The following is a 22,276-nucleotide window of genomic DNA, read 5'->3' as shown; positions in this document are numbered from 1 at the left end:
CTTCGGAAGTGACGCGTTTAAGCCTTCTTTTGCCCTTCGGGGCAAAGGGAGGTTTTTTGTTTACTCACCAAAACAACTGAAGAGTGAGTTAGATCACCGTATGATTTTTATGACATGATAAATTAGAGATATTAAGGTAGTTCAGGAGGATCTGTTATGACCAGATATGAACAACAAAGAAATTTTCTGAAATCCAATTTTCATGAATTCAAACATATCAAAACAGATAAGATCAAGGGAATTGCACAACCGCCAATTGTTAAGCCATTTGATTCAGATGCACTAATTATTGATTTGCCCAAGGTCAGCAAAGACGTTGTGAGTAAAGAAAATATTTTTGATTGTATAGATCAAAGAAGAAGTACACGGTTCTATTCTGAGGATACTGTGAGTCTGGAGGAGTTATCCTATTTATTATGGGCTACCCAAGGGATTAGCGGTATGAATAAGAACGGACTTACGCTGCGGACTGTACCCTGCAGCGGGGCGACGCACACCTTTGAAACCTATTTAATGATTATGCGTGTAGAGGGTATTGGGCAAGGGATCTACAGATATCTGCCTGTGGAACATAAGCTCTTATTTATGTTTGAATTAGATCAACTTGAACAAAAGATTGATGCTATTACTTTGGATCAGCCCTTTGTCCCTAACTTTGCCAAAAAGGCTTCTGTATTGTTTGCCTGGAGTACCACACCCTACCGCTCCGAATGGAAGTACGATATTTCTGCTCACAAAAAAATCCTCATCGATGTTGGACATGTCTGCCAGAACCTTTATTTAGCCAGCGAATCCATCGGTGCAGGTGCTTGCGCAATTGGAATCTATGATCAAAAGTTGATAGATGAGATTTTAGAATTAGACGGCGATGAAGAATTTGTTATCTATCTTGGTGCAGTTGGCAAGAAACGAGAATAGCTAGGAATGCTAGATATGTCTTTGAAGTGATGCGTGTAAGCCTTTTTCACCCTTCGGGGTGGGGAAGGTTTTTTGTTCATATTCCAGCTTATTTGCCCAACTGCTCAGTTTGAACGAAGAGGAAATCGTAATGTTTAATTGATAATCATTCTCATTGCATATATAATTAACCCAAAGTAAGAGGAAGCAGGGATGAGCATGGAGCGAAGCAATGGACTGAAAGAAGCAGAAACGATTGATGCCCATAAGACGCTTACATGTGAAGGGGTAGATTATAATTACCGTTTTAATGGGGCTCATTTTGAGATTAAACCCCCAGTCGAAATAGGGGAAGGCAGTTGCCGCAGCCTGCTTAGCCATGGGTATATCCAGATGACAGATTTTAATCTCCGGTTTAATCGGGATATCGAAGCAAAGGGCAATTTTAGCACTCCGCGTACGGAGCTGGCTTTCTGCATAGGGCATGGCATTGAGTGGGGGACTTCGCTGAAATCGGACTATTTTATTATAGATACGGGAGAAATTGCGCTGTTTCATGGCGGGGTAAGAAGTGAAAACTGCACATACCTGAGTGGGGCGGGGTACCGATTCATCAGCATAGATATGAGCCCGGCACAATTTGAGCGGATGACCAGTGGTCTGACCGAAGATACACGGCTTCGCATTGGAGCTGGTGCGGGTTTGTTTTTTGGAAAAAATAACATCACACCATCCATCCGCTTCATTCTGTCGCAGATTGCGGATTGTTCCTATAGCCATGGCATGCGTGAACTTTATCTGGAGGGCAAAATGCTGGAGCTAATGGCTGTCTATCTCAATGAATCTTTATATGAAGCAGAGCGGATTCCGTGCTCGGTCAAGCTGTCCAGAGAGGATATGGAGAGCCTGCGGCTCGCTAAGGAGATTTTGCAGCGTGATTATTTGCACCCGCCAACGCTTGCAGGCCTTTCTCGCATTATATGCCTCAATGAGTTTAAGCTGAAAAAGGGCTTTAAGGAAATGTTTGGTTATACCGTGCATGCTTACGTTATCGAACAACGGATGCAGAGAGCGCAGCAGCTGCTGGAACAAGGGAGTATGACTGTAAGTGAAGCAGCCTCCAGGGTTGGATACGGTAATGTGAGTCATTTCTCGGCAGCCTTCCGCAAAAAGTTCGGTGTGCGTCCAGGAGAATATCTGATCAGCGGCAGGCAGCGTCTCTTCGGTATTAAGATGTAAGTCCGTATTCTGCACAGATGCTCCTGATTTGGTTAATTATAATCCCTTAAACGGTAGCAATCGTGAACAACGTTCCTATACACTAGTGCACAGAGAATCATTCTCAGTGCACTTTTTTTTGTGCGTAATTACCAAGAGTGGGGGAACAGCTGTGAGTAAAACCAAAACCGGCATGCCAAGGCTGCTGGAGATCGCCGGAGAGAAGCGAGGTTTGCTGCTCTTGTCCGGAATATTGTCATCTGTCAGCGCTGTATTAATGCTGATTCCGTTTTTGTCTGTTTATTTCATTTTGGCAGAGCTGCTGCGCCATGCTTCATCGCCTGGACAGGTCGACGGTACGTATATGATCCGCTGGGGGTGGATTGCACTTGGAGGGTTAATCGGAGGGCTGGTGACTTCGTATTGTGGTATTATGTGCTCGCATATTGCGGCTTTTCGAATTCAATATAATTTGCGTGTGCGAATGACCGAGCATTTGGGCAGATTGCCGCTCGGTTTCCTGAATGGGACATCAACTGGCGTGGTCAAGAAAACGCTAGAGCAGAATGTCGACAAGGTGGAAAATTTCGTAGCGCATCAGCTTCCCGATTTAGTCAGCGTGCTGGCTTCTACGGTGCTGATGATCGTGGCGATGTTTTGGCTTAGTCCGCCGTTGGCGGTAGCTTGCCTGCTGCCGATAATTATAGGATTAGGTGTGCAGTCAGCGCTTATGATGAGCAGCAGAGGCAAGGCCAGTGTGAAGCAGTATCATGATTCGTTGGAGCAGATCAATACTTCGGCGGTGCAGTATGTACGGGGGATGCCGGCGGTTAAGGTGTTTGGGCAGACGGTGCATTCTTTCAGAAAGTTCTACAGTGATATGACCAGCTACCGCGATTATTGTCTGGAGTATACGGACCGTTATCAAACAGGTTATATCTTATTCAAAACATTGCTGGCGTCACCGTTTACCTTTATTTTGCCGGTGGGCGTCTTCATGCTAAGCGGTCGACCGGATTCCATGTCTTTTGCGCTTGTGCTGTTGTTCTTTCTGATTATGGCGCCCGGCGTTTCATCTCCGCTCTACAAGCTACTTCTGCTGGCTTCAAGCACTCGGGATATTGGCGAAGGCGTGGAGCGGATGGACCGTCTCTTGGCACAGCAGCCTGTACCGGAAATAGCTGTACCGCTATGCCCGCATACTTTTGACGTTGAATTTGTGGATGTAACCTTCTCCTACAGTGAAGATGCAGGGACTGCAGCGGCGCTCAGCGAAGTCTCATTCCGTGCGGAACAAGGGAAGGTTACAGCGCTGGTAGGGCCGTCAGGTTCGGGGAAATCGACGGTGGCCAGCTTGGTGCCGCGGTTTTGGGACCCGCAAGTGGGTGCAATCCGCATCGGTGGAGTCGATATTCGCCATATGGCGATCCATGAATTAATGAATACAGTTGCTTTTGTATTTCAGGAAACCTTCCTGTTCTATGACACTTTGTATGAGAATATTGCTGTCGGCAAACCGGGAGCGACTCTGGAGGAAGTCCAGGCTGCAGCCAGAGCGGCACAATGCGACGAGTTCATTACTCGGCTGCCGCAGGGATACGATACGTTAATTGGTGAAGGCGGTGTCTATCTCTCGGGTGGTGAGGAGCAGCGCATTGCGGTAGCTCGGGCTATCCTCAAAAATGCACCAGTGCTCGTGCTCGACGAAGCGACCGCTTTTGCCGACCCAGAAAATGAGTTTCATATGCAGTTAGCACTTACGGAGCTTATGCGCGGCAAGACGGTTATTGTCATTGCTCACCGACTCTCCTCTATACGTGAAGCTGCACAAATTCTAGTGCTGAGGGATGGAGAAATCGTGGAACGTGGAGAGCACGCAGGTTTGATTGAGGCGGACGGGCTTTACGCAAAAATGTGGCATGCCTACAGTGACGCCGGAGATTGGCATATGGAAAAAGGAGGGGATCAGCTATGAAGGTATTGCATAATATTACTGCCGGCAAACCGCAGCAGTTGCTGAAGCCTGTACTTTTTTCCTTGCTGGCTAATCTAGTTAGTGTGCTTCCGTTCGCGCTTGTAATTGAGGCGGTGCGGTTGATTTTTGCTCCTTATATTACTGTGGGCGCAGAACTTCAGACAGAACGGCTTTGGTGGATCTGCGCAGGGCTTGTCGCCGTCATGGTGCTTATGTTCCTAAGTGAGATTCCCGCCTATCGCACCGCTTACCGCGGGGCATACAATGTTGCTGCACAGGGACGTGCGGAATTAGCAGAACATCTGCGGAAGCTTCCGCTGGGTTACCTGACTCGCCGGGACCCAGGTGATTTAGCCAATATGATGATGGGCGATTTCACGCTCGTTGAGACGGGCATTTCACATCTGCTGCCACAGCTTGCGGGGGCTTTTGTACTGCCGATATTTGCACTTGCTGGTTTACTGTTTCTGGACTGGCGGATGGCGATTTCCATGTTCGTAGCGCTGCCGGTTGCTCTTCTGATCATGTATCTATCGGGCAAGCTGCGGCGGAGACTCGGAGCGGATCATATGAAGGCCAAGCTGAACGCTGCGAACCGATTGCAAGAATACTTGAACGGCATACGGGTGATGAAAGCCTATAACCTGACGGGAGAACGATTTGTCCGTTTGGATAACTCTTTTAAAACTTTGATGAAGGAAAGTGTGAAGCTGGAAGGGATGTTCGGTCCGGTTATTCTAACCGCTATGGCTCTTCTCCGTGCGGGGCTGACCTTAATGATATACGTAGGTGTTCATCTATTATTAGGCGGGGAGCTCGGTATTTTGCAGTTGGCAGTATTCCTTATTGTCGGCACACGAATCTATGATCCATTGACCACGGCGCTAGCCAATTATGCCGAATTCCGCTACAACGAACAAGCGGGTGAACGTATAGTAGACCTGCTGCGCCAGCCGGTAATGACAGGAAATACGAGTCCTCTTCCTAAGAGCAGTACCATTCGGTTTGATAATGTTACCTTCAGCTATGGAGGGGAGCCTGTTCTCAAAAATTTAAGTCTGGAAATGCCGCAAGGTTCACTGACTGCGATTGTGGGTCCGTCAGGCAGCGGCAAGAGTACAGTGCTGCGCCTGATCTCACGTTTCTATGATCCTGAAAAAGGGAGTGTTCTGCTAGGTGGGCGCAACATCAAGGAGATTGATCCAGAACATCTGCTAGGATCCGTATCGGTGGTGTTTCAGGATGTGTACCTGTTTCAAGATACCATTGGGAACAATATTGCTTTTGGGCGGCCGGGGGCGTCGCAGCGGGATATTCAGCAGGCAGCGGAAATGGCTCACTGCCATGGTTTCATCATGAAATTACCGCTTGGTTATGATACGCCGGTAGGCGAAGGCGGAAGCACGCTCTCCGGAGGGGAGAAGCAGCGGATCTCCATTGCCCGTGCGATTCTCAAGAACGCTCCAATTGTGCTGTTGGATGAAGCTACTGCATCGCTTGACCCGCAGAATGAGGCCGAAATCCAGAAAGGAATTGATGCGTTGATTACGGGCAGGACCGTCATTGTTATCGCTCACCGGCTGAAAACCATACGCGGTGCGGACAACATTATCGTACTGGAAGACGGTCAGCTGGTAGAGCAGGGACGACATGATGCCTTACTGCTGCGCGGCGGATTGTACGACCGGCTCTGGAAGCTGCAACAGCAGTCCGTTGGATTCCGCATCACATCTTAGGCAATGCTCAGCACATTTTAGGAGGGAAACGTATGCCTATAACAAAGGATGAATCCGCTTGGCCGATCATAAGCCTTAGTTTGGGGGAGGCGTTTGATCAGGAGACAGTAGAAGAATATATCGCTTATTGGGAAGAACTGCTCGCGCGCCGATCTGCCTTCGGCCTGCTGATGGTGCATTCTGCTGAGAAAAACACACGTCCAGAGCGTGCGGTCACACAGCTGTATATGAACTGGTGCAAGATGAACAAGCGGGAAATCGCCCAATATTGTTCAGGCATCGCGGTCGTAATGCAGAATGCTAAGTTGCTTGCTGTCTACAAGCCAGTTACAGCGTTGTCCACTAAAAGAACCTACGGCTGCCCCGGAGGTGCTTTCTCCGGAGAGGCTGAGGCGATAAGGTGGCTGGAGGAGCAGTTGGCTAAGGCACCCTCGGGTACGAAAACCTAATATAGCTGCCCATAATTTGGGGATACACATTTAAGCTTTCTTCACCCTTTAGGGTGGGGAAGGCTTTTTTTGTCTAGAAAGATAAGAATCCGCCAACCCCTCACAACCAACGTGTCAGAGTAAGCTTTTTAAATATAAACGGGGTGTGTTGGATGAAGATAAATAATAATTATTTGAAAGAACAATTAAAACATGTATATTGGCTAAATGGTGGACCTTGTGCTGGAAAGACTACTATGACCAAGAAGTTTGTAGAGGAATTAGGTTTTCAAACATTAGGGGATGATCTCTTAAAATATAGACCATTCTCTAGTCCTATTGAATATCCTGCCCTTCAATTCCCTAATCCTAGTTTAGATGGGAATAAGTGGTTTAATAAACCTGTAGATGAACATTGCCAATGGTTATTTCAAGTGGTCGAAGAGATACCGTTTATCCCGGAAAAGAGAATGATATGTTTTTATACGTCCGATGCGGAGATAGAGAGATTATATTACTTTAGAGAAGACCATAAGATGATTCTGGACTGCATTAACGCTTATACGTTAAATCCAGAAGAAACAATTAAACACAGTAATAAATCTATGATTAAGTTCTCCAATGAAATAAAGAACGCTTGCACTAAGCTGGGCATCAAAACCATAGAAAGAACACTAAATATGAGCGTAGAAGAACAATTTAGGTTAGTTCGTGAACATTTTAAAATGTAGGGATGACTGTAAGGTATACCTACTCAAAGAAACCATTCCTAGAAAAGTACACAGGTGTGCCCGTATAATAAATAGGAGTAAGTAATTGGAAGTAGACTGATGATGAGGGGAGAGAAGACATGTTTTTCTTTAAGAAAAATAAAGGCATCACAAAAGAGGAACTGCAGGCCCTGGTTGAAGGCTTGGAGCAGGCTTATATGGATAAGGATGAAGAAGGTTTGAGCAAAAGATTTCATCCAGATAAGAGGGGAATTTCCTTTTTAAATCACTTTCAATTAATGATGACATTTCAAATCTATAATATAAAATCTGAAATTCTCGAATTTGAATTGCTGTCAATGGATGCTACTAAAGCAGTCTTTACATACACTCGGAAGCATATTCATACCTGTATCAACCCCGCCGATGAACGTGAGGAAAAAAGAAATCAAATTATCAGTTATTACGTTGAGGCTGTGAAGGAGAATGGTTCAATTTGGATTACGAGGTACAGCCCTTATAGCACGATTTTTGTAGATAAGAAGGGTGATTTCCTTAGTGGTGTGGATGCGGTCATTCCTCCTGGAGAAGAGATCAATTCAGGCATTGCGCGATTCATCCCGTATTTTCAGCTTAATAGCTATGTACCTGCAACCTTCCATATCTACAGTAACAGTCAATTTATCGGATATTATCCGCTAGGAGAATGCCATCGGTACGAACCTTCGCATACGTTCACGATTAATTATTTTGATAAGATAGAGGCATCTTCTGTAGAGAAGCATACAGCGGATTATATCTCTCAAGAGACCTTATTGACCGCTCAAGTATTGCATCAGACTGATAATAGCTCTGTAGTGGAGACGCAGTTGATGAACAATAATGTATTAGAGCATGAACTTGTTACCAGCCTGCTTACGAAGGATGGGTTCTATATGATTAGATTTCTGTATGACAAAGGGGAGCCGATACCGCCACAGGAGCGAGAAAAGTGGAAGCGTGAGATGGTCACTTTAATAGAAAAAGAGCACAGCAGTTAACACAGAAACTTGCCGTTACAGACAGCACGCGAACTGTATCCTAAGTAACGATAAGTTTTTTTGGGAATAATGAGAGAAAAGGAGAGATGGAAATGTCCTATATCGTTGATTTTAAAAATGTGTCTACGGTTGGTTTAGAGTCTTCTCCTGTAGTAGATGCGCTTGCTGGTCTGCGTGCTAATGAGGCCCGTTACTTTATGAACAAATACAAGCATGAATTTACGGTTGTACAAGCCAGCGAAAGCCAGGAGACCCTTGATTATGTGAACCGAATTTTAAAAGAAGAACGTGATATTGAGTTTGCGGCCAATCCTTTAGAAACGTCGCGTTTTCAAGTGGAAAATATTAAATATGCCTATGTCTTTTATGAGGATGGCCTTGCGGTCAACGTTATGTATACGGTTGATGACCCTAAGAAGCGGGCCGTTGGTTTTAAGCTTTCTGAGGGGATGGAAATCCCAAAGGAGCTAGAAGAGAAGTTTAAGTTTGCTAGGCAGAAGTCCAAGCTAGCTGGAACAATTCGGGGTTCGTTTTTTGTAATTAAAGGAGAGTATTAAGGTAAGCAAAATTGCAACTTAATCAATGAGAGGGCCATCCTATAAAAGGATGGCCCTAAATCTTTTCGGTATAGATAATTTGCGTAGGTTATCTATGGGAATGGACTCCCATTCAAGAGGCCGAATTTATTATATAGAGCAACGAAAACTGGAGTAGCGTGCCTACTTCACAATTATTTTGCATGAGTAGCTGAGATGCTGGAATGTACGGTATAAATCCCGCAGATAAGAGCTGAGGTAGCTGGAATAGTGAAATGTACGGGATAAATCCCGTAGAAATGAGTTGAGGTGGCTGAGATGCTGGAATGTACGGGATAAATCCCGTAGAAATGAGTTGAGGTGGCTGAGATGCTGGAATGTACGGTATAAATCCCGTAGAAAAGAGCTGAGGTGGCTGAGATGCTGGAATGTACGGTATAAATCCCGTAGAAAAGAGCTGAGGTGGCTGGAACGGTAGAATGTACGGTATAAATCCCGTACAAATGAGTTGAGGTGGCTGAGATGCTGGAATGTACGGTATAAATCCCGTACAAATGAGTTGAGGTGGCTGAGATGCTGGAATGTACGGTATAAATCCCGTACAAATGAGTTGAGGTGGCTGAGATGCTGGAATGTACGGGATAAATCCCGTAGAAAAGAGCTGAGGTAGCTGGAATAGTGGAATGTACGGTATAAATCCCGTAGAAAAGAGCTGAGGTGGCTGAGATGCTGGAATGTACGGTATAAATCCCGTAGAAAAGAGCTGAGGTGGCTGGAATAGTGAAATGTACGGTATAAATCCCGTAGAAAAGAGCTGAAGTGGCTGGGACGGTGAAATGTACGGTATAAATCCCGTACAAATGAGTTGAGGTGGTTGAGATGCTGGAATGTACGGTATAAATCCCGTAGAAAAGAGCTGAAGTGGCTGGGACGGTGAAATGTACGGGATAAATCCCGCAGATAAGAGCTGAGGTGGCTTGGCTATATCGACTTGGTTGGAGACTCTCCGGGGGCATCAGATTTGATCCATTCAAATGTGTTCGACAAGCCACCTATCATTTTACAAAACATGGAAGATGTTGGATGCGGTCAAAAACAATCGAATTATTGAGATTGATATGGAAAAATATTTTGCAGCAGATTCATACTCCTCCTTGTTACAAGCTGAAGATATTGCCGACAAATTATCGAAGCTGGCTTCATCAAAATAACCTTATTGGATTGAACCTACCTGAAGTCATCTAAATAAAAGACGAAGCCTATTATGGCTTCGTCTTTTGTAGTTTTGCATACCCTTTTCATCCTAGAAAATAAGGTCCCTTTTACAAATGAACTATTGGACCGAAAGTACAGTCTCCAACTCAGGGATATATTCCTTGACCATATTGTTGTCTTCCCACAGTCCTTTAGTCCCAGCTGGGGCTTGACCTTCGGAAACGACTAAATACGGTTTGATGGTTACGGTACTCGGTATAGTCTTGAAGGGTTCAAAACGAATATTATAAGATTCGCTTAAGGGGTGAGCACCAACGGGCTTCAGTTGAACGCCACGTTCATCCACAATATCAAACTGAAGAGCGATACCCCCGTTAGCACCCTTATATTTCGAAGGGATAGAAGTGAGCATTTCTTCTACGCTCTGGCCCGGTTTGGTTTTGTACTCAATGGATACCTGCGTTGTGATTGGGGTGATTTCTACCTTACTGATCTGCAAGTTAATGTTATCGTGATGCTTGGTCTCCTCTGAAGTTAGGGCGGTAACAGGCGTTGATGTGGTAACGGGCAGAACGAATTCGAACGGGACATCGTAACCCTTTAACGTTACATTTACAGTCAAGTCAAACTGATCAGGGAACTGGACAGTCTGTGTTGTTGTGCTCGGCTCATAATAAGTGTTCAAAACCTGAACCATTATGCTGGAAGCAGTCTCACCATCCATGTGTTCGTAACTCCAGAGCAGAGGTTGGCCTTTATAGAGAACCTCAAACTTATCCACCGCCCCTTTATTGGCATCGGAAGGCGGCGAATTGGGCTCCGAAGCCAGACGGTTTCCAGGAGTGGTTATATTCATAAGAATTCGGGTTCCGTCAAATAACAACGTTGGAATATTCATAGTCACATCGCCATGGGTCACGCTTTGGTTTACGTTTGTGATGAAATCCTCGGCTTGTTGAACACCGGGATCTAAGTTTTTTTCGCCCCATAATGAATAGAATTGTCCCAAAACCGGAATTTGCTTGAGTGTATCAGCCATTGCGGGCGATACAAAGCCGGAAGCAAGGACTGTAACTCCAAGGATTGCAGCGGCTGCAGTGGAAACCCACCATTTATTAAAAGTTTTGGATACATCTATCTTTCTCTGAACGGGGGAAATGGAATTATCGGTATCCCTGATGATTTGGTAAGTCTCATTCAGCTTGGAGCGGGCAATATCCGATAACTGAGCGGGAAGTAGGCTTTGGCAGTTCTTTAATTGTTCTTCTAACTTAGTGTTTACCATGTCGCAACTCCATTTCTTGATTGAATTGAGATGAATGCTTTAGCTTTTTGCGGGCGCGATGCAGCCGGGTCTTCACGGCAACCGTAGAAATTTCGAGAATGTCGGAAATTTGACGGATCGGCATGTCCTGTAGGTAATGAAGGTGAATGACAATCCGGAGGTTCTCCTCAAGATGTTGAACGGCATCCCATAATTCGATTTTCTCATAATCCTTGGAAGTGGAAGGGACTTCGGGAAGCTCTCCATAAGGGAGGGCTCTTGCGTTGTTTTTGAGCATTTTATTGCATTCATTAATCAGAATCCGGAAGATCCACGTTTTGAAAAAAGCGGGCTCTCTGAGTGTATGGATGTTCTTAAAGGCTTTAAGCATCGTCTCCTGCAGGGCATCTGCACAATCTTCTTCTTTGTTGACGATGGACCTTGCAGTTCTGTATAAAGGTAACTCTATCTCCTGCATCAACTGCACGAATGCTTCAGAGTCCCCAGCTTTGGCTTTGACGACAATAGGATCTATAAGATTTACCTGCTTTCTTGACTAGAAGTCTTAGGATGTTCGTAACGTTACTTAAATATTAGATCGGGTAGGTAGCTAGAAGGTTACCACAAACATGATTCTATTCTCCTCATCTCGCAAAGCTAGCAAGGTGAGAAATTGGTTTTTTTCACAAAAAAATCGCCGTTCAAATTCCCTGTCAGGAATCGGACGACGATTTTTCATAAGCTAGTCAGTCAGTCAATCAATCAATAATATAAATGACCCATTCCCCTTGATCGTTTGGCCGAATAGCGTATAGCATTTTTACATTTTCAACTGTCTTTGCTGCCATATCCAAGCGTTGTCCGATTACCGTTATATTCACCTGATGTTCGTTGGGTAACATGGAATCGATGCTTTCGATGTCTGTGAATTTGTACTGATAATGTTCGTCATAATAAGGCTCCATAGCATCTGCTAGTTTTTTGTTTACGAACCCGGATTGATAAAGTGTGTGGTCATGCTCAACCAAAGCAGTTAGGTTTTTTTCCAGCACTTCAAGTGCGGGGAGATCATTCTCTGTCAATTGATCTGAATATGATTTCAGATTTATCGACAATTCTGCTTTAAAGCTGGTTTCATTTGGCTGCTGGGGTTCTGTGTTTTGCGGCTTCTGCGTATTAATCACTGGACTTTGGGTTGGCGTATTTGCTCCTGTGCTCGGCTCCTCGATTGGTTTAACGTCCCCTGCACATGCTGCCAGAAAGATTAAAGACATCAACATGACCATTCTTGCAATAGTTTTTAACATCTAACCCCTACCTTTTTTTTGAGGATATGTTAGTTAGTCGCGAGAAGATATGGAGAAGTTTCAAGGGCTGAATGAAGCCCGAAAAAGCGGATTAAACCGCTAGATTAAATCGCTAGTTTTTGTGGATCATCTACAGAGTAACGTCCGCTTACCGCAAGCATGATTGTAGAAATAATGACGAGTATGAAACAGAGCACAAATGAATACCGGTACCCAACAACACTAGCTAATAACCCGCCAACAAGACTGCCAATCAGTCTGCCAATCGTGGATGAATTAGAGTAGAGCGTGGATGCATACCCAGGCATGTTTGGAAGCAGATCCTGAATGTAGCTAATGCCAATCGCTGAAATAACGGCAACAAAAAAGGCAAGCAAAATTTGGGCTGCAAGCATCTGCCACATCGCGCCTGAAGTAATAACAACGAGATAATAAGCTCCTCCGAAAATGGCTCCGCACATCATCAGGATTCGGTTACTGTATTTCGCACTGAGCAGTCCCAGCATGATCATAAATGGAATTTCCAGCGCAGCACAAATACTGCTGACTAAACCGACATCGCTTGTTGTTCCCCCTAGATTGTTGGTAATAAAGAGGGCAGTATTGATGCTACTCGTCCAGTGGGCTACATACATGAGTATCATAATCAGAAAAGGAAGCATAACATTACGGTTCTGACCCAACCGGAAACTTTTTACTTTTACTTCTGCAGTACTGCTTTTCACTTCTGTATTTGATTTCAGGAATAGTGAAATAAGTAAGGCAACCAGCAGGAATACTCCGATGGTGCCCGAGAAAATCCCCTTAAACCCAACAGCAGCAATTAGCAGAGTACCGATTAAAGGACCTGTAATAAAGCCGAGAGAGAAAGCAGAACGCAAGGTAGAATTTGCAAACGCAGTATCCGTAAAATCGCTCTTATTCACTGCTTCTCTAGCTATGGCGAACAATTGAGGCATCCCTGGTGCACCGAGGGCGGTGAACACAATCATGTAGATGAATAAGATCGTAAAATCCCCAATGAGCAAGTATCCGCTATAAGCCAGAGCATTACAGAGCGTGGAGACAAGGTAAATATTTCTTCGATTTAAGCCGAGGTCAGAGCGTCTTCCGATTAGTGTACTGATCCATATCCCGGCAATTAACGTGGTGGCCAGAAAAACACCAAACAGCCCGACAGATACTCCAAGCTGTTCCGTAAAATAAATGGATAAAAAGGGTGCGCTGAGTGAAATCCCCATCCCCTGCAGTAACATACATAAAAAGAGTAAGCCATAAGAGGGAATCGAAAATAGTGCAGTTAGTCGTTTGAACATGTTGTGAAAGTACTCCTCTATATTTGTTTAGATATTTCATAAAAAAAAGCCGTTGAAATTGATTCCAACGGCTTTTTGTATGCTTGTTTTTTTCAAGACCTTATTCAACATCATAATTGATCAGAAAGAATAAGTCTATACTTTCGGCTGGATTTTATTTACTATTGTGAAGCCGGCAAAACCTAATAAATGGAGTGTTGTTAATGGACGTTACTTGTCATCTCGATAAGGCTGACTTACAGGATTATATTAGTAGGGTGTTTGGCAGCAGTTATTTCGTTGCTCGTGTTTCGCGCATGCATGGCGGCGCACAAAAGGTGGTCTACAAGATTGAGTGCAGTAATGGATTTTCCTGCGTTTTGTATGTGTGGGATCTTTCTATGAATTATTTTAAAGAAGAAAAAGCAAATGAAGATATAAATGAACAATCCTATGGAAGTCATTTATTCGAATTAAATAACAGGTACTTAACACAACATGGAGTTCAGACCCCTGCTCTTTATGATCTGAATAAGGAAAGAGATCGTTACTCTTTCGATTATGCTCTAGTTGAATATATAGATGGAAGAATGGCAGAAACCTATTTTTATCATCCCGATTCACGTGTTCAAGATAAAGTTTTTCAGCGTGTGGGGGAAATGCTTACTGCTATGCATACCAACGAGAGGCATGTTTTTGGGAAAGCAAATGCTAACGAGAGCAGCATGAGCGAATGTCATTTATTACAAATGGAAAATGCGAAAGTGCAGCTAGCCTATGCCTCCCAACATATTGAGAAGATCAGGTCTAATCAAAGCAAACTGCTCGATAAGTTGTACGAGCTTGAATCAAAAATTCAACCCAGACAGCAATATGGGTTTATTCACGGGGAGCTGGGACCTGACCATGTTATGGTTAATGATAAACTGGAGCCCTTTCTGATAGATATTGAAGGGGCAATGTACTATGACATTGAGCATGAACATAGTTTTTTACAGATGAGATTTGGGGATTTCTATCGGTACTTAAAGAACGATGCTCTGGATCATGATAGGCTGTTATTTTATCAATTCCACCATCATGTCTCCTTAACTTCAGGTGGATTAAAGCTGCTGCATAGAGGATTTCCTGACCAACAATTCGCCCAAGGCCTAGCTGATTATCAATCGGAACGCGCGCTGAGGTTTATCGAAGGATGAACTAAACAAGGCGTTTGGATTGATAACCTACTGCCATGTCCTCGAAAGTAACCTATTAGCCTTCTTCACCCTTTAGGGTGGGGGAGGTTTTTTCGTTATACAACTACAAGGCATAATAAAAGACCGCATCCACTGGAATTGCTTCCGGATCTGGCGGTCTGATGTCTTCGTTATGAATCAATCTTTATCTGAAAGGGTTAGTTAATGAAATTTAACGGTCTTGATGCGAGCCTCTTCTTCATAGCTAAGTGGTTTCGGAGATTGCGGAGTGTGCAGATGACGCTCCACGGAGTACTCCATTTTCCGGTAGTCCTCATTACCTGTATTCAATGTTGGATTCCAGTTTTCTGTCACCCAATTTTTAAGTTCCTTAAGTCCTGCTAGCATTTCCTCCAGCCTCCTTTGGCGAAGAAACAAAATAGATTTTGTAGTTCTTTGTTTACGCTTTCATTATAATCCTAAACTCCATTTTTTAAAAGGTGTGTCCGTCTGAAAAACACAGATTATTCAGTGAACATTGTGTGTTATTTAGGTTTTGTGCTTCATCTGGAGAAAAGTGTCTCCCTGTAGGAGACATTTTTAGTGGAGCTGAAAGGATACTCATTAGTACCACTTTTTTAATTTTTTTTACATCCGTATATCCAACAAATACTACCCTGAAGAAATAAATTTAGGGTGGAATATTTACAGGATTATTTTCTAATGAATATGGAAAAATAAATGATTATTAGCTGCGAGTTGCACTGAAAACCATTATTTTGCTAATCATAAATAAGATTGGTGGAAATAAATTTTATTTTTCTAAAAATAGAGAAAATAATTTACAAAACCAAAATATAATGATATTTTGTTTATGTAGAAAAGAAACCGCTCACAACTTAAGGGGGATTAACAATGACACTCACAAAGTTCCACGGAATTATACCTGCCTTTTATGCCTGCTATGACGATCAAGGAAATATTTCGGAATCCCGGACGCATGCTTTATGTGATTACTTATTTGAAAAAGGAGTTCAAGGTGTATATGTGGGAGGCAGCTCAGGAGAATGTATTTACCAGAGTCTCGACGAACGCAAAGCGGTACTAAGCTACGTAGCTAGTAACCTGAAAGGTAAAATGACACTGATTGCCCACGTGGGTGCCCCTTCCACTAGAGATAGTATTGAGTTAGCGAAACATGCTGCAACCTTAGGGTATGATGCATTATCCGCAATCCCGCCTATATATTTCAAATTACCTGATAGTGCAGTCTATAAATATTGGAGCGAGATTATGGAGGCAACCCCTCTTAGCTTCATTATCTACAACATTCCTCAGACTACTGGATATACACTGACTCCTTCCCTATTCGAGAAGCTGCTTGCGAACAAAAAGGTGATTGGTGTGAAGAACTCCTCCATGCCGACTATGGATATTGAAAGATTCAAAAGAGTGGGTGGAAAAGATGTAGTGGTATTTAATGGACCAGATGAACAATATGTTGCGGGAAGAATCATGGGAGCGGATGCGGGAATCGGTGGAACCTATGCGGTTATGCCTGAGCTGTTCCTCCAAGCAAATGAATTTGTTAAGGCTGGTAAGTTCGAAGAAGCTGGACAAATCCAAAGCGATATCAACGATATTATCATCGCCCTTTGTTCACTCAAAGGTGCCATGTATGCCGGAATAAAAGAGATTCTAAAATTAAGAGGCGTAAACATTGGCAGCGTAAGAGCACCGCTTGAGGCAGTAGCCGCTGAGGATGCTGGTCCGATCGCAGACATTATGAAATTGATTGATCAAGCTATTGAAAGATATTGCGGTTAAGATAATGAAGAAATCCATCGTATGCTTTGGCGATTCTAATACTTGGGGCTACGACGCAGAGACAGACCGCAGATTTAAGGATGATATTCGTTGGACGGGAATTCTTCATACAGAATTGGGTGACGCCTACCGAATGATCGAAGAAGGGCTTCCCGGCAGAACAAGTGTCAGTGAGGACCCTCTATTTGAAGGACTTTCTGGAATCTCCTATATCTATCCCTGCCTGATGTCACATTCGCCATTAGACTTGGTTGTGATCATGCTTGGGACCAATGATACAAAAGAAAGGTTTGGACTAACTTCTTATAACATCGCACAAGGTGTTGTTAGGTTGGCTCTTAAAGCTAAAGGTAGCGGTGCTGGACCCGAGGGGAAGGCTCCAGAGGTTCTAGTAATCGCGCCCCCTCCGATTGGAGCAGAGTATATTCATACCCCTATTGGCAAACCAATGGGTAGCGGATGTAGTGAGAAGTCTACGGAGCTCGCTGAGCATCTTGTAGCTTTGCTAACGGGAACCGGCATCCACTTTGTAGATTCCAGAGATCATGTATCGATGAATGAAATTGATTATATGCATCTTGATCCGCGAGGACATCGCAACATGGCCGATTTGGTGCAATACCATGCCAGACGGATTTTAAATTAAGGGTTCTATGCTTTCGAAGCAAGTTTTGTACGAAGCGATTCAGAGAAGATAATGCTTACAAAACTTTAAGCGTATGCTTTCGAAGCGAGTTTTGTACGACGCGATTCAGAGAGGTTAATGCTTACAAAACTTTTAGGGAGGTTTATAAATGAAGAAAAAACGTTTACTCTCGACAATGGTTGCGCTAATGGTGATTATTTCTTTAATTTCAGGTTGCTCAGGTAACAATGCTGCTAGCTCTAATACATCCGATAATTCTTCTGCATCTGGGAAGGAAAAAGTGGCGATCAGAGTATGGCTGACTCCACAGTGGAAGGGTGTTGTGGATGCCACGGAGGCAGGCGCGGACTATGATAGCTTCCTAAAGCACGCCGCTGAGAAATTCAAAGCACAATATGATAAATATGATGCGGATATTCAAATAGAGGTCATTGCTGGAGATCAGCGCGATCAATTGCTTAACGTTAACTTAAGCGGAGGAACACCTCCAGATGTGTTCTTTGAGAGTGTATTCCCGATGGGGGATTACGTTCACCGTGGAGCATTGGTTCCTTTGACCGACATCATTGATGAAGACGCGAAAAGCGATATTGCTCAAAACTACTGGGACGCTGTAACGTTCGGAGAAGATATTTATTTCTATCCATTCCAGCACAACCCAGGCACCTTGGTTTACAACGCGGACATGTTTAAAGCAGCAGGCTTAGAAAAGTTTGTGGGTGAAGAATCCGAAATCAAAACTTGGAACTTGGATGAATATCAACAAATTCTTGAGGGTCTGAAAAACAATCTGCCGAAGGATAAGTATTCGAATGCATATCCAATGGCATTATTCGCTGTAAATAATCAGGGCGATACATGGAACCTTGCCTATATGAGAATGTTCGGCAATAAGTTCTTTGATGATCAAGGCAACATTGTCCTGAACGATGAGAACGGAGTTAAAGCTGCAACTTGGCTGAAAAACCTATATGACGGCGGATATACAAATCCAGGAGCAGAATCTGTTTCTTCTAATGATGCCAATGCTATGTTCCAAAATCAGCAATTAGCGATCAGTTTCACTAATCCGATTCTGTTTAATGGTACGAAAGCTAATATGGCGGATGGTACGGCAGCGAAATTTGATATGAGACTTGCTAATATTCCGTCGGAAAGCGGCGATCCTCTATCCTTTACTTATGTAGTAGGCGCTAGTGTATTCAAGTCCAAAGATGCTAAGAAGACTGAAGTAGCTAAAGATTTCGTGAAGTTCTTCTCAAGCGATCCTGAGTTAGTTAAATCCTCTAAGAATGGTATTCCTGTAAGAAGTTCTGTAGCCGAAGCACTTAAAGCGGAGAATCCACTGTTTGCAGCTTACGATGCCAACTCTAAATATTTGTTCAACTTCACAGGCAACGTTCCAGGATACAGCCAATTAAGAGAGGTCTTATATCCAGAGCTACAAGCACTTTACATGGGAGCTAAGACACCGGAACAGTTTGTGCAAGATTATCAGGCAAGTGGCAACAAGGTGATTGAGACCAATAAAGCTGGCTCTGTAATTTTCCAATAATCTAAGACCAGATAAACAATACACGATTGACAGCCTTTAGGGTCTGAAGAGACTCTGGGGCTGTTAATTAGAAAGGTAAACGATATGAAACTACGTAGTAATTACCTAAAAGAGAATATTACAGGTTATCTGTTTATTTTACCTCAGATGATAGTATTCTTAGCCTTTCTTGTCTATCCGATCTTAGAAGGGATGCGGCTGAGTCTATACCAGATTAATTATGACAGTGAGAAATTTGTGGGTTTTGCCAATTACACCACATTGTTTAATGATCCGGTATTTTTTAAGGCTACCATCAACACCGTTGTGTTCGTAATATTTATCGTTCTACTTACAGTGGGGTTTGCATTGTTCGTAGCCTCTGCGGTATTTGATAAAAATGCTAAGTACGTTTCCTTTATTAGAGGAAGTTATTATATCCCGGTAATGGTGTCCATGGTGGTTATGAGTATGGTCTGGAGCTTTTTGCTGAATCCGGCTAACGGACTTATCTCTTATCTATATAAAGATATGGGGCTAGGGACGATTAATCTGCTGGGAAATCCAAAGACGGTTCTGCCAGTCGTGATATTTGTAACCTTCGCAACTAACGTGGGCCAGGCAATTATTCTGTATATAGCTGCGATGATTGGTGTCTCGAAAGAGCTTTTTGAAGCAGCCGAAATCGACGGTGCTAGCAGATGGCAAGTGATATCAAAGATCCTGATTCCTTCGGTAGGACCTACAACAACTTATATTACGATTATCAATATTATTGCCGTATTAAAAATCTTTGTAGTCATTCAGTTACTGACCGGTGGCGGACCGAACAATTCCTCCGTAACACTGATGTACTACCTTTATAATAATGCCTTTAAATATAACCAACTCGGCGTAGCTTCTGCGGTAGGGGTTATCATGTTCGTGATTACATTGATATTGTCTGTGCCACAGCTACGAAGCATGATTAAGGTGAAGTGAGGGGGAATACAACATGTCGAAGATTAAAAACAAGAAAAAGAGAGAGAAGTTTGATGTGATATCGAATGTGATCATTATCCTCTTCGCACTCCTTAATCTTTTTCCACTATATTGGTTATTCACAAGTTCACTCAAGAACAGCTCGGATGTTGTGAAGATGCCTCCAGACTGGTGGCCCAAATCGATTACATTCTCCAACTATGTGGATGTATTTCAGAACCAGCCGGCTTTAAGATGGACGTTTAATAGTATTTATGTATCAGGTGTTTCTACTATTTTGGTTATTGTTGTAGGCTCTATGGCCGCCTATGCATTCTCAAAGATTAATTTTAAAGGTAAAAATATAATCTTCATTATCTTTATATCAAGCTTGATGATTCCTAAAGAAATTATGATTGTACCCTTATTCCGGATCACCCAACAATTTGGAATGGTAAATAGTTATAACGGTATGATTTGGCCGAACGTGGCGGGTGCATTTGGAGTGTTCCTATTAAAGGGATTCTTCGACTTAACCCCTAATGCCTTAAGAGAAGCCGGGAGAATAGATGGTGCAAATGAATGGAGAATCTTCACGCGCATCATGTTGCCTATTGTCAAACCTGGTATTGGAGCCTTATTTATTCTAAATTTCGTGCAAGTCTGGAATGATTATTTGTGGCAGCTGGTTATAGGCCAAGAGAACAAAATGAAAACATTAATGGTTGGTACTGCGACCTTAATGCAGGATTTGAATCCTAATTTCGCTTATAAAATGGCCGGAGCTACCATCGCTGCAATTCCGATGTTGCTAGTGTTCATGTTATTCCAACGGTTCTTCACCAATGGGATTACGGCAGGAGCAGTTAAAGAATAAATAAAAATGTGGAGTGGGTTACTGATGAATACTGAAAATAATGTACTTAAAAAAATAAAACATAAATTAGTCGTCTCCAGTCAAGCCTTACCAGAAGAACCGCTGCATAGCCCGTTTATTATGGGGAGAATGGCTTATGCTGCTTACTTAGGCGGGGCTTCTGGAATTCGGGCAAACAGCGTAGCGGATATTCAAGAAATCAAAAAGCAAGTGGATCTGCCGATCATTGGGATAATCAAAAAGGTGTATGAAGGCTCTGAAGTCTTTATTACACCCACTCAAAAGGAAGTCGATGAGCTGTACCGCGAAGGGGTAGATATCATTGCTATGGATGCTACAGACCGTATTCGCCCGGACGGATCTACTATTTCTGAACTTTTTCCACTTTTAAAAGAGACTTACAAAGATCAACTGTTTATGGCGGATTGTTCTACATTTGCGGAAGCTGCGAAGGCTGTTGAGCTGGGATTTGATCTGATTGGAACTACCTTGAGCGGTTATACAGAGGCTACTAAAGGGCGCAACTTGCCAGATTTTGAATTGGTTCAACAAATCGTCAACAACTTCTCTGTTCCCGTTATAGCTGAAGGTGGGGTTTCCACTCCTGAAGAATTAAAGACCATGTTTGATTTAGGTGTGTATTCAGCAGTGGTTGGCTCTGCGATCACGAGACCGATGGAGATTACGAAACGGTTTGTGAACGCTATTCAGTAGAACGCCAGAGAGGGTAGATGGAAATGAGGATTGTAGCCGTAGATATTGGCGGTACCAATACCAAGATGTGTATATGCGATAAACAGGGGAATGTACATGACTTCAAGGAGTATGCAACAGAAAGCTACTTGGGGGGACCTCATGTAATCTCAAGAATGCTGGAAAAGATTGCAGAATACGATCATTTTGATGCCATTGCCATAAGCACCGCGGGCCAAGTTAATGCAGAAGAAGGATTTATTGTCTATGCTAACGAAAATATACCTAGATATACTGGAATGAAAATTAAGGATATTGTCACCCATCATTTTCATAAACCTGTTATGGTAGAGAACGATGTGAATTCAGCTGCATTAGGCGAAGCTTATTATGGAGCTGCTCAGAGCTTTAACAATTTCTTATGTCTAACCTTTGGCACAGGCATTGGCGGTGCAATCGTCATTAATCGCCAAATCTACAAAGGGGCTAATGGGGTAGCGGCTGAATTTGGCCATATCTTTACTCACCCATTGTCGGCCACATCCGGAGTAGAAGGACTGCCATATTATGAAAAATACGCTTCAACCACAGCTTTAGTCAAGATGGCTCAACTGGCAGATCCCGAATGCACGGATGGAAAAGCCTTATTTGATAAAATACAGAGCGGAAATGAGCAGCTTGAACGTATTTTAGATCTATGGATTACTGAAGTGGCTGTTGGTTTAGCTTCTATCACTCATATCTTCAATCCATCCGCGATTATTATTGGTGGCGGCGTAATGGAACAAGAAGATTTGGTTCGAAGGGTAGAAGAACGCACGAAGTCTTTGCTTATGGAAAGCTTTGCGGGAGTGAGAATTGTTAAAGCCTCATTAGGGAATAAGGCAGGTCTGCTGGGAGCTTCCTCCTTATTCGTACATTAATTTATTGAAAAGGAGGG

At 43.4% G+C, this 22,276-nt stretch carries 23 protein-coding genes; 17 read left to right on the top strand and 6 right to left on the bottom strand.

The window, feature by feature from the left end; genetic code table 11:
* The first annotated feature begins 156 nt into the window (after positions 1-156).
* From NSS82_RS27015 to NSS82_RS26980, 8 genes are all read left to right on the top strand, one after another.
* On the top strand, positions 157-918 hold the full coding sequence (locus NSS82_RS27015; protein WP_036679680.1) for a SagB/ThcOx family dehydrogenase: 762 nt from the start codon (positions 157-159) through the stop codon (positions 916-918).
* 192 nt (positions 919-1,110) lie between these two features.
* Complete coding sequence (locus NSS82_RS27010; protein WP_076103689.1) at positions 1,111-2,136, top strand: helix-turn-helix transcriptional regulator; 1,026 nt, start codon at positions 1,111-1,113, stop codon at positions 2,134-2,136.
* 172 nt (positions 2,137-2,308) lie between these two features.
* A complete protein-coding gene (locus NSS82_RS27005; RefSeq protein ID WP_076272774.1) occupies positions 2,309-4,090 on the top strand; it encodes an ABC transporter ATP-binding protein in 1,782 nt (593 codons plus the stop codon).
* Positions 4,087-5,826: an ABC transporter ATP-binding protein gene (locus NSS82_RS27000; RefSeq protein ID WP_076272759.1), complete on the top strand. Its 1,740-nt coding sequence runs from the start codon at positions 4,087-4,089 to the stop codon at positions 5,824-5,826. Before NSS82_RS27005 ends, NSS82_RS27000 begins: the two co-directional genes overlap by 4 nt.
* A 32-nt stretch (positions 5,827-5,858) precedes the next feature.
* The gene (locus NSS82_RS26995; RefSeq protein ID WP_081386625.1) at positions 5,859-6,275 is read left to right on the top strand and encodes a hypothetical protein; all 417 of its coding nucleotides are present in this window, start codon (positions 5,859-5,861) and stop codon (positions 6,273-6,275) included.
* A gap of 152 nt (positions 6,276-6,427) precedes the next feature.
* Positions 6,428-6,985 (top strand): hypothetical protein, encoded by a 558-nt coding sequence (locus tag NSS82_RS26990; protein WP_076272760.1) that lies wholly within the window; start codon positions 6,428-6,430, stop codon positions 6,983-6,985.
* 119 nt (positions 6,986-7,104) lie between these two features.
* Positions 7,105-8,004, top strand: a complete 900-nt coding sequence (locus tag NSS82_RS26985; RefSeq protein WP_076272761.1) for a hypothetical protein — start codon at positions 7,105-7,107, stop codon at positions 8,002-8,004.
* 92 nt (positions 8,005-8,096) lie between these two features.
* On the top strand, positions 8,097-8,561 hold the full coding sequence (locus tag NSS82_RS26980) for a phage tail protein (RefSeq protein ID WP_076103684.1): 465 nt from the start codon (positions 8,097-8,099) through the stop codon (positions 8,559-8,561).
* Positions 8,562-8,734: 173 nt separating this feature from the next.
* Here the strand turns inward: NSS82_RS26980 and NSS82_RS26975 are convergent, their stop codons facing one another.
* Positions 8,735-9,574, bottom strand: coding sequence for a hypothetical protein (locus NSS82_RS26975; protein ID WP_340960830.1), 840 nt, complete (start codon positions 9,572-9,574; stop codon positions 8,735-8,737).
* On the opposite strand from NSS82_RS26975, the gene NSS82_RS26970 reads away from it, so the two are divergent.
* The gene (locus tag NSS82_RS26970) at positions 9,575-9,751 is read left to right on the top strand and encodes a hypothetical protein (RefSeq protein WP_178944220.1); all 177 of its coding nucleotides are present in this window, start codon (positions 9,575-9,577) and stop codon (positions 9,749-9,751) included.
* A gap of 122 nt (positions 9,752-9,873) precedes the next feature.
* Here NSS82_RS26970 and NSS82_RS26965 read toward each other — a convergent pair whose 3' ends face one another.
* The 4 genes from NSS82_RS26965 to NSS82_RS26950 all read right to left on the bottom strand — a co-directional run bounded on the left by NSS82_RS26965 (position 9,874) and on the right by NSS82_RS26950 (position 13,642).
* Complete coding sequence (locus NSS82_RS26965) at positions 9,874-11,040, bottom strand: DUF4179 domain-containing protein (RefSeq protein ID WP_076272762.1); 1,167 nt, start codon at positions 11,038-11,040, stop codon at positions 9,874-9,876.
* Positions 11,027-11,554 (bottom strand): RNA polymerase sigma factor, encoded by a 528-nt coding sequence (locus NSS82_RS26960; protein ID WP_076272763.1) that lies wholly within the window; start codon positions 11,552-11,554, stop codon positions 11,027-11,029. Before NSS82_RS26960 ends, NSS82_RS26965 begins: the two co-directional genes overlap by 14 nt.
* Positions 11,555-11,777: 223 nt before the next feature.
* Positions 11,778-12,326 carry a hypothetical protein gene (locus NSS82_RS26955; protein WP_076272764.1) on the bottom strand — a complete coding sequence of 183 codons (549 nt, stop codon included), beginning with the start codon at positions 12,324-12,326 and terminating at the stop codon, positions 11,778-11,780.
* 104 nt (positions 12,327-12,430) lie between these two features.
* Complete coding sequence (locus NSS82_RS26950; RefSeq protein WP_076272765.1) at positions 12,431-13,642, bottom strand: sugar efflux transporter; 1,212 nt, start codon at positions 13,640-13,642, stop codon at positions 12,431-12,433.
* Between the two features lie 248 nt (positions 13,643-13,890).
* Here NSS82_RS26950 and NSS82_RS26945 point away from each other — a divergent pair, with 248 nt between their 5' ends.
* Positions 13,891-14,820 (top strand): phosphotransferase, encoded by a 930-nt coding sequence (locus NSS82_RS26945; protein ID WP_076146417.1) that lies wholly within the window; start codon positions 13,891-13,893, stop codon positions 14,818-14,820.
* Positions 14,821-15,021: 201 nt separating this feature from the next.
* Here NSS82_RS26945 and NSS82_RS26940 read toward each other — a convergent pair whose 3' ends face one another.
* On the bottom strand, positions 15,022-15,207 hold the full coding sequence (locus NSS82_RS26940) for a hypothetical protein (RefSeq protein ID WP_036679656.1): 186 nt from the start codon (positions 15,205-15,207) through the stop codon (positions 15,022-15,024).
* A gap of 507 nt (positions 15,208-15,714) precedes the next feature.
* On the opposite strand from NSS82_RS26940, the gene NSS82_RS26935 reads away from it, so the two are divergent.
* The 7 genes from NSS82_RS26935 (at position 15,715) to NSS82_RS26905 (ending at position 22,259) form a co-directional block, all read left to right on the top strand.
* Positions 15,715-16,626 carry a dihydrodipicolinate synthase family protein gene (locus NSS82_RS26935; protein ID WP_038573110.1) on the top strand — a complete coding sequence of 304 codons (912 nt, stop codon included), beginning with the start codon at positions 15,715-15,717 and terminating at the stop codon, positions 16,624-16,626.
* Positions 16,595-17,272 carry a GDSL-type esterase/lipase family protein gene (locus NSS82_RS26930; protein ID WP_218641948.1) on the top strand — a complete coding sequence of 226 codons (678 nt, stop codon included), beginning with the start codon at positions 16,595-16,597 and terminating at the stop codon, positions 17,270-17,272. The genes NSS82_RS26935 and NSS82_RS26930 overlap by 32 nt, the downstream gene beginning before the upstream one ends.
* Positions 17,273-17,420: 148 nt before the next feature.
* Entirely contained in the window at positions 17,421-18,827 is a 1,407-nt protein-coding gene (locus tag NSS82_RS26925) for an ABC transporter substrate-binding protein (protein ID WP_076138085.1), read from the top strand.
* An 84-nt stretch (positions 18,828-18,911) separates the two neighbouring features.
* Positions 18,912-19,787 (top strand): carbohydrate ABC transporter permease, encoded by an 876-nt coding sequence (locus tag NSS82_RS26920; RefSeq protein ID WP_036679648.1) that lies wholly within the window; start codon positions 18,912-18,914, stop codon positions 19,785-19,787.
* A gap of 13 nt (positions 19,788-19,800) precedes the next feature.
* Positions 19,801-20,643: a carbohydrate ABC transporter permease gene (locus NSS82_RS26915; RefSeq protein ID WP_080742596.1), complete on the top strand. Its 843-nt coding sequence runs from the start codon at positions 19,801-19,803 to the stop codon at positions 20,641-20,643.
* Between the two features lie 24 nt (positions 20,644-20,667).
* On the top strand, positions 20,668-21,357 hold the full coding sequence (locus NSS82_RS26910) for an N-acetylmannosamine-6-phosphate 2-epimerase (RefSeq protein WP_076141531.1): 690 nt from the start codon (positions 20,668-20,670) through the stop codon (positions 21,355-21,357).
* Positions 21,358-21,374: 17 nt separating this feature from the next.
* Entirely contained in the window at positions 21,375-22,259 is an 885-nt protein-coding gene (locus tag NSS82_RS26905) for an ROK family protein (RefSeq protein WP_341109908.1), read from the top strand.
* Positions 22,260-22,276 lie beyond the last annotated feature (17 nt).

The organism is Paenibacillus sp. FSL H7-0735 (assembly GCF_038008505.1).
In the GTDB taxonomy this organism is placed as follows: Bacteria; Bacillota; Bacilli; order Paenibacillales; family Paenibacillaceae; genus Paenibacillus_AQ; species Paenibacillus_AQ odorifer.
This window is presented reverse-complemented; position numbering and strand designations above follow the sequence as displayed.

What these genes read in the sequence shown, in the direction of transcription:
- NSS82_RS27015 (WP_036679680.1), top strand. Translation starts at nt 157, where the DNA reads ATGACCAGATATGAACAACAAAGAAATTTTCTGAAATCCAATTTTCAT.
- NSS82_RS27010 (WP_076103689.1), top strand. Translation starts at nt 1,111, where the DNA reads ATGAGCATGGAGCGAAGCAATGGACTGAAAGAAGCAGAAACGATTGAT.
- NSS82_RS27005 (WP_076272774.1), top strand. Translation starts at nt 2,309, where the DNA reads ATGCCAAGGCTGCTGGAGATCGCCGGAGAGAAGCGAGGTTTGCTGCTC.
- NSS82_RS27000 (WP_076272759.1), top strand. Translation starts at nt 4,087, where the DNA reads ATGAAGGTATTGCATAATATTACTGCCGGCAAACCGCAGCAGTTGCTG.
- NSS82_RS26995 (WP_081386625.1), top strand. Translation starts at nt 5,859, where the DNA reads ATGCCTATAACAAAGGATGAATCCGCTTGGCCGATCATAAGCCTTAGT.
- NSS82_RS26990 (WP_076272760.1), top strand. Translation starts at nt 6,428, where the DNA reads ATGAAGATAAATAATAATTATTTGAAAGAACAATTAAAACATGTATAT.
- NSS82_RS26985 (WP_076272761.1), top strand. Translation starts at nt 7,105, where the DNA reads ATGTTTTTCTTTAAGAAAAATAAAGGCATCACAAAAGAGGAACTGCAG.
- NSS82_RS26980 (WP_076103684.1), top strand. Translation starts at nt 8,097, where the DNA reads ATGTCCTATATCGTTGATTTTAAAAATGTGTCTACGGTTGGTTTAGAG.
- NSS82_RS26970 (WP_178944220.1), top strand. Translation starts at nt 9,575, where the DNA reads ATGTGTTCGACAAGCCACCTATCATTTTACAAAACATGGAAGATGTTG.
- NSS82_RS26965 (WP_076272762.1), bottom strand. Translation starts at nt 11,040, where the DNA reads ATGGTAAACACTAAGTTAGAAGAACAATTAAAGAACTGCCAAAGCCTA.
- NSS82_RS26955 (WP_076272764.1), bottom strand. Translation starts at nt 12,326, where the DNA reads ATGTTAAAAACTATTGCAAGAATGGTCATGTTGATGTCTTTAATCTTT.
- NSS82_RS26950 (WP_076272765.1), bottom strand. Translation starts at nt 13,642, where the DNA reads ATGTTCAAACGACTAACTGCACTATTTTCGATTCCCTCTTATGGCTTA.
- NSS82_RS26940 (WP_036679656.1), bottom strand. Translation starts at nt 15,207, where the DNA reads ATGCTAGCAGGACTTAAGGAACTTAAAAATTGGGTGACAGAAAACTGG.
- NSS82_RS26935 (WP_038573110.1), top strand. Translation starts at nt 15,715, where the DNA reads ATGACACTCACAAAGTTCCACGGAATTATACCTGCCTTTTATGCCTGC.
- NSS82_RS26925 (WP_076138085.1), top strand. Translation starts at nt 17,421, where the DNA reads ATGAAGAAAAAACGTTTACTCTCGACAATGGTTGCGCTAATGGTGATT.
- NSS82_RS26920 (WP_036679648.1), top strand. Translation starts at nt 18,912, where the DNA reads ATGAAACTACGTAGTAATTACCTAAAAGAGAATATTACAGGTTATCTG.
- NSS82_RS26915 (WP_080742596.1), top strand. Translation starts at nt 19,801, where the DNA reads ATGTCGAAGATTAAAAACAAGAAAAAGAGAGAGAAGTTTGATGTGATA.
- NSS82_RS26910 (WP_076141531.1), top strand. Translation starts at nt 20,668, where the DNA reads ATGAATACTGAAAATAATGTACTTAAAAAAATAAAACATAAATTAGTC.
- NSS82_RS26905 (WP_341109908.1), top strand. Translation starts at nt 21,375, where the DNA reads ATGGAAATGAGGATTGTAGCCGTAGATATTGGCGGTACCAATACCAAG.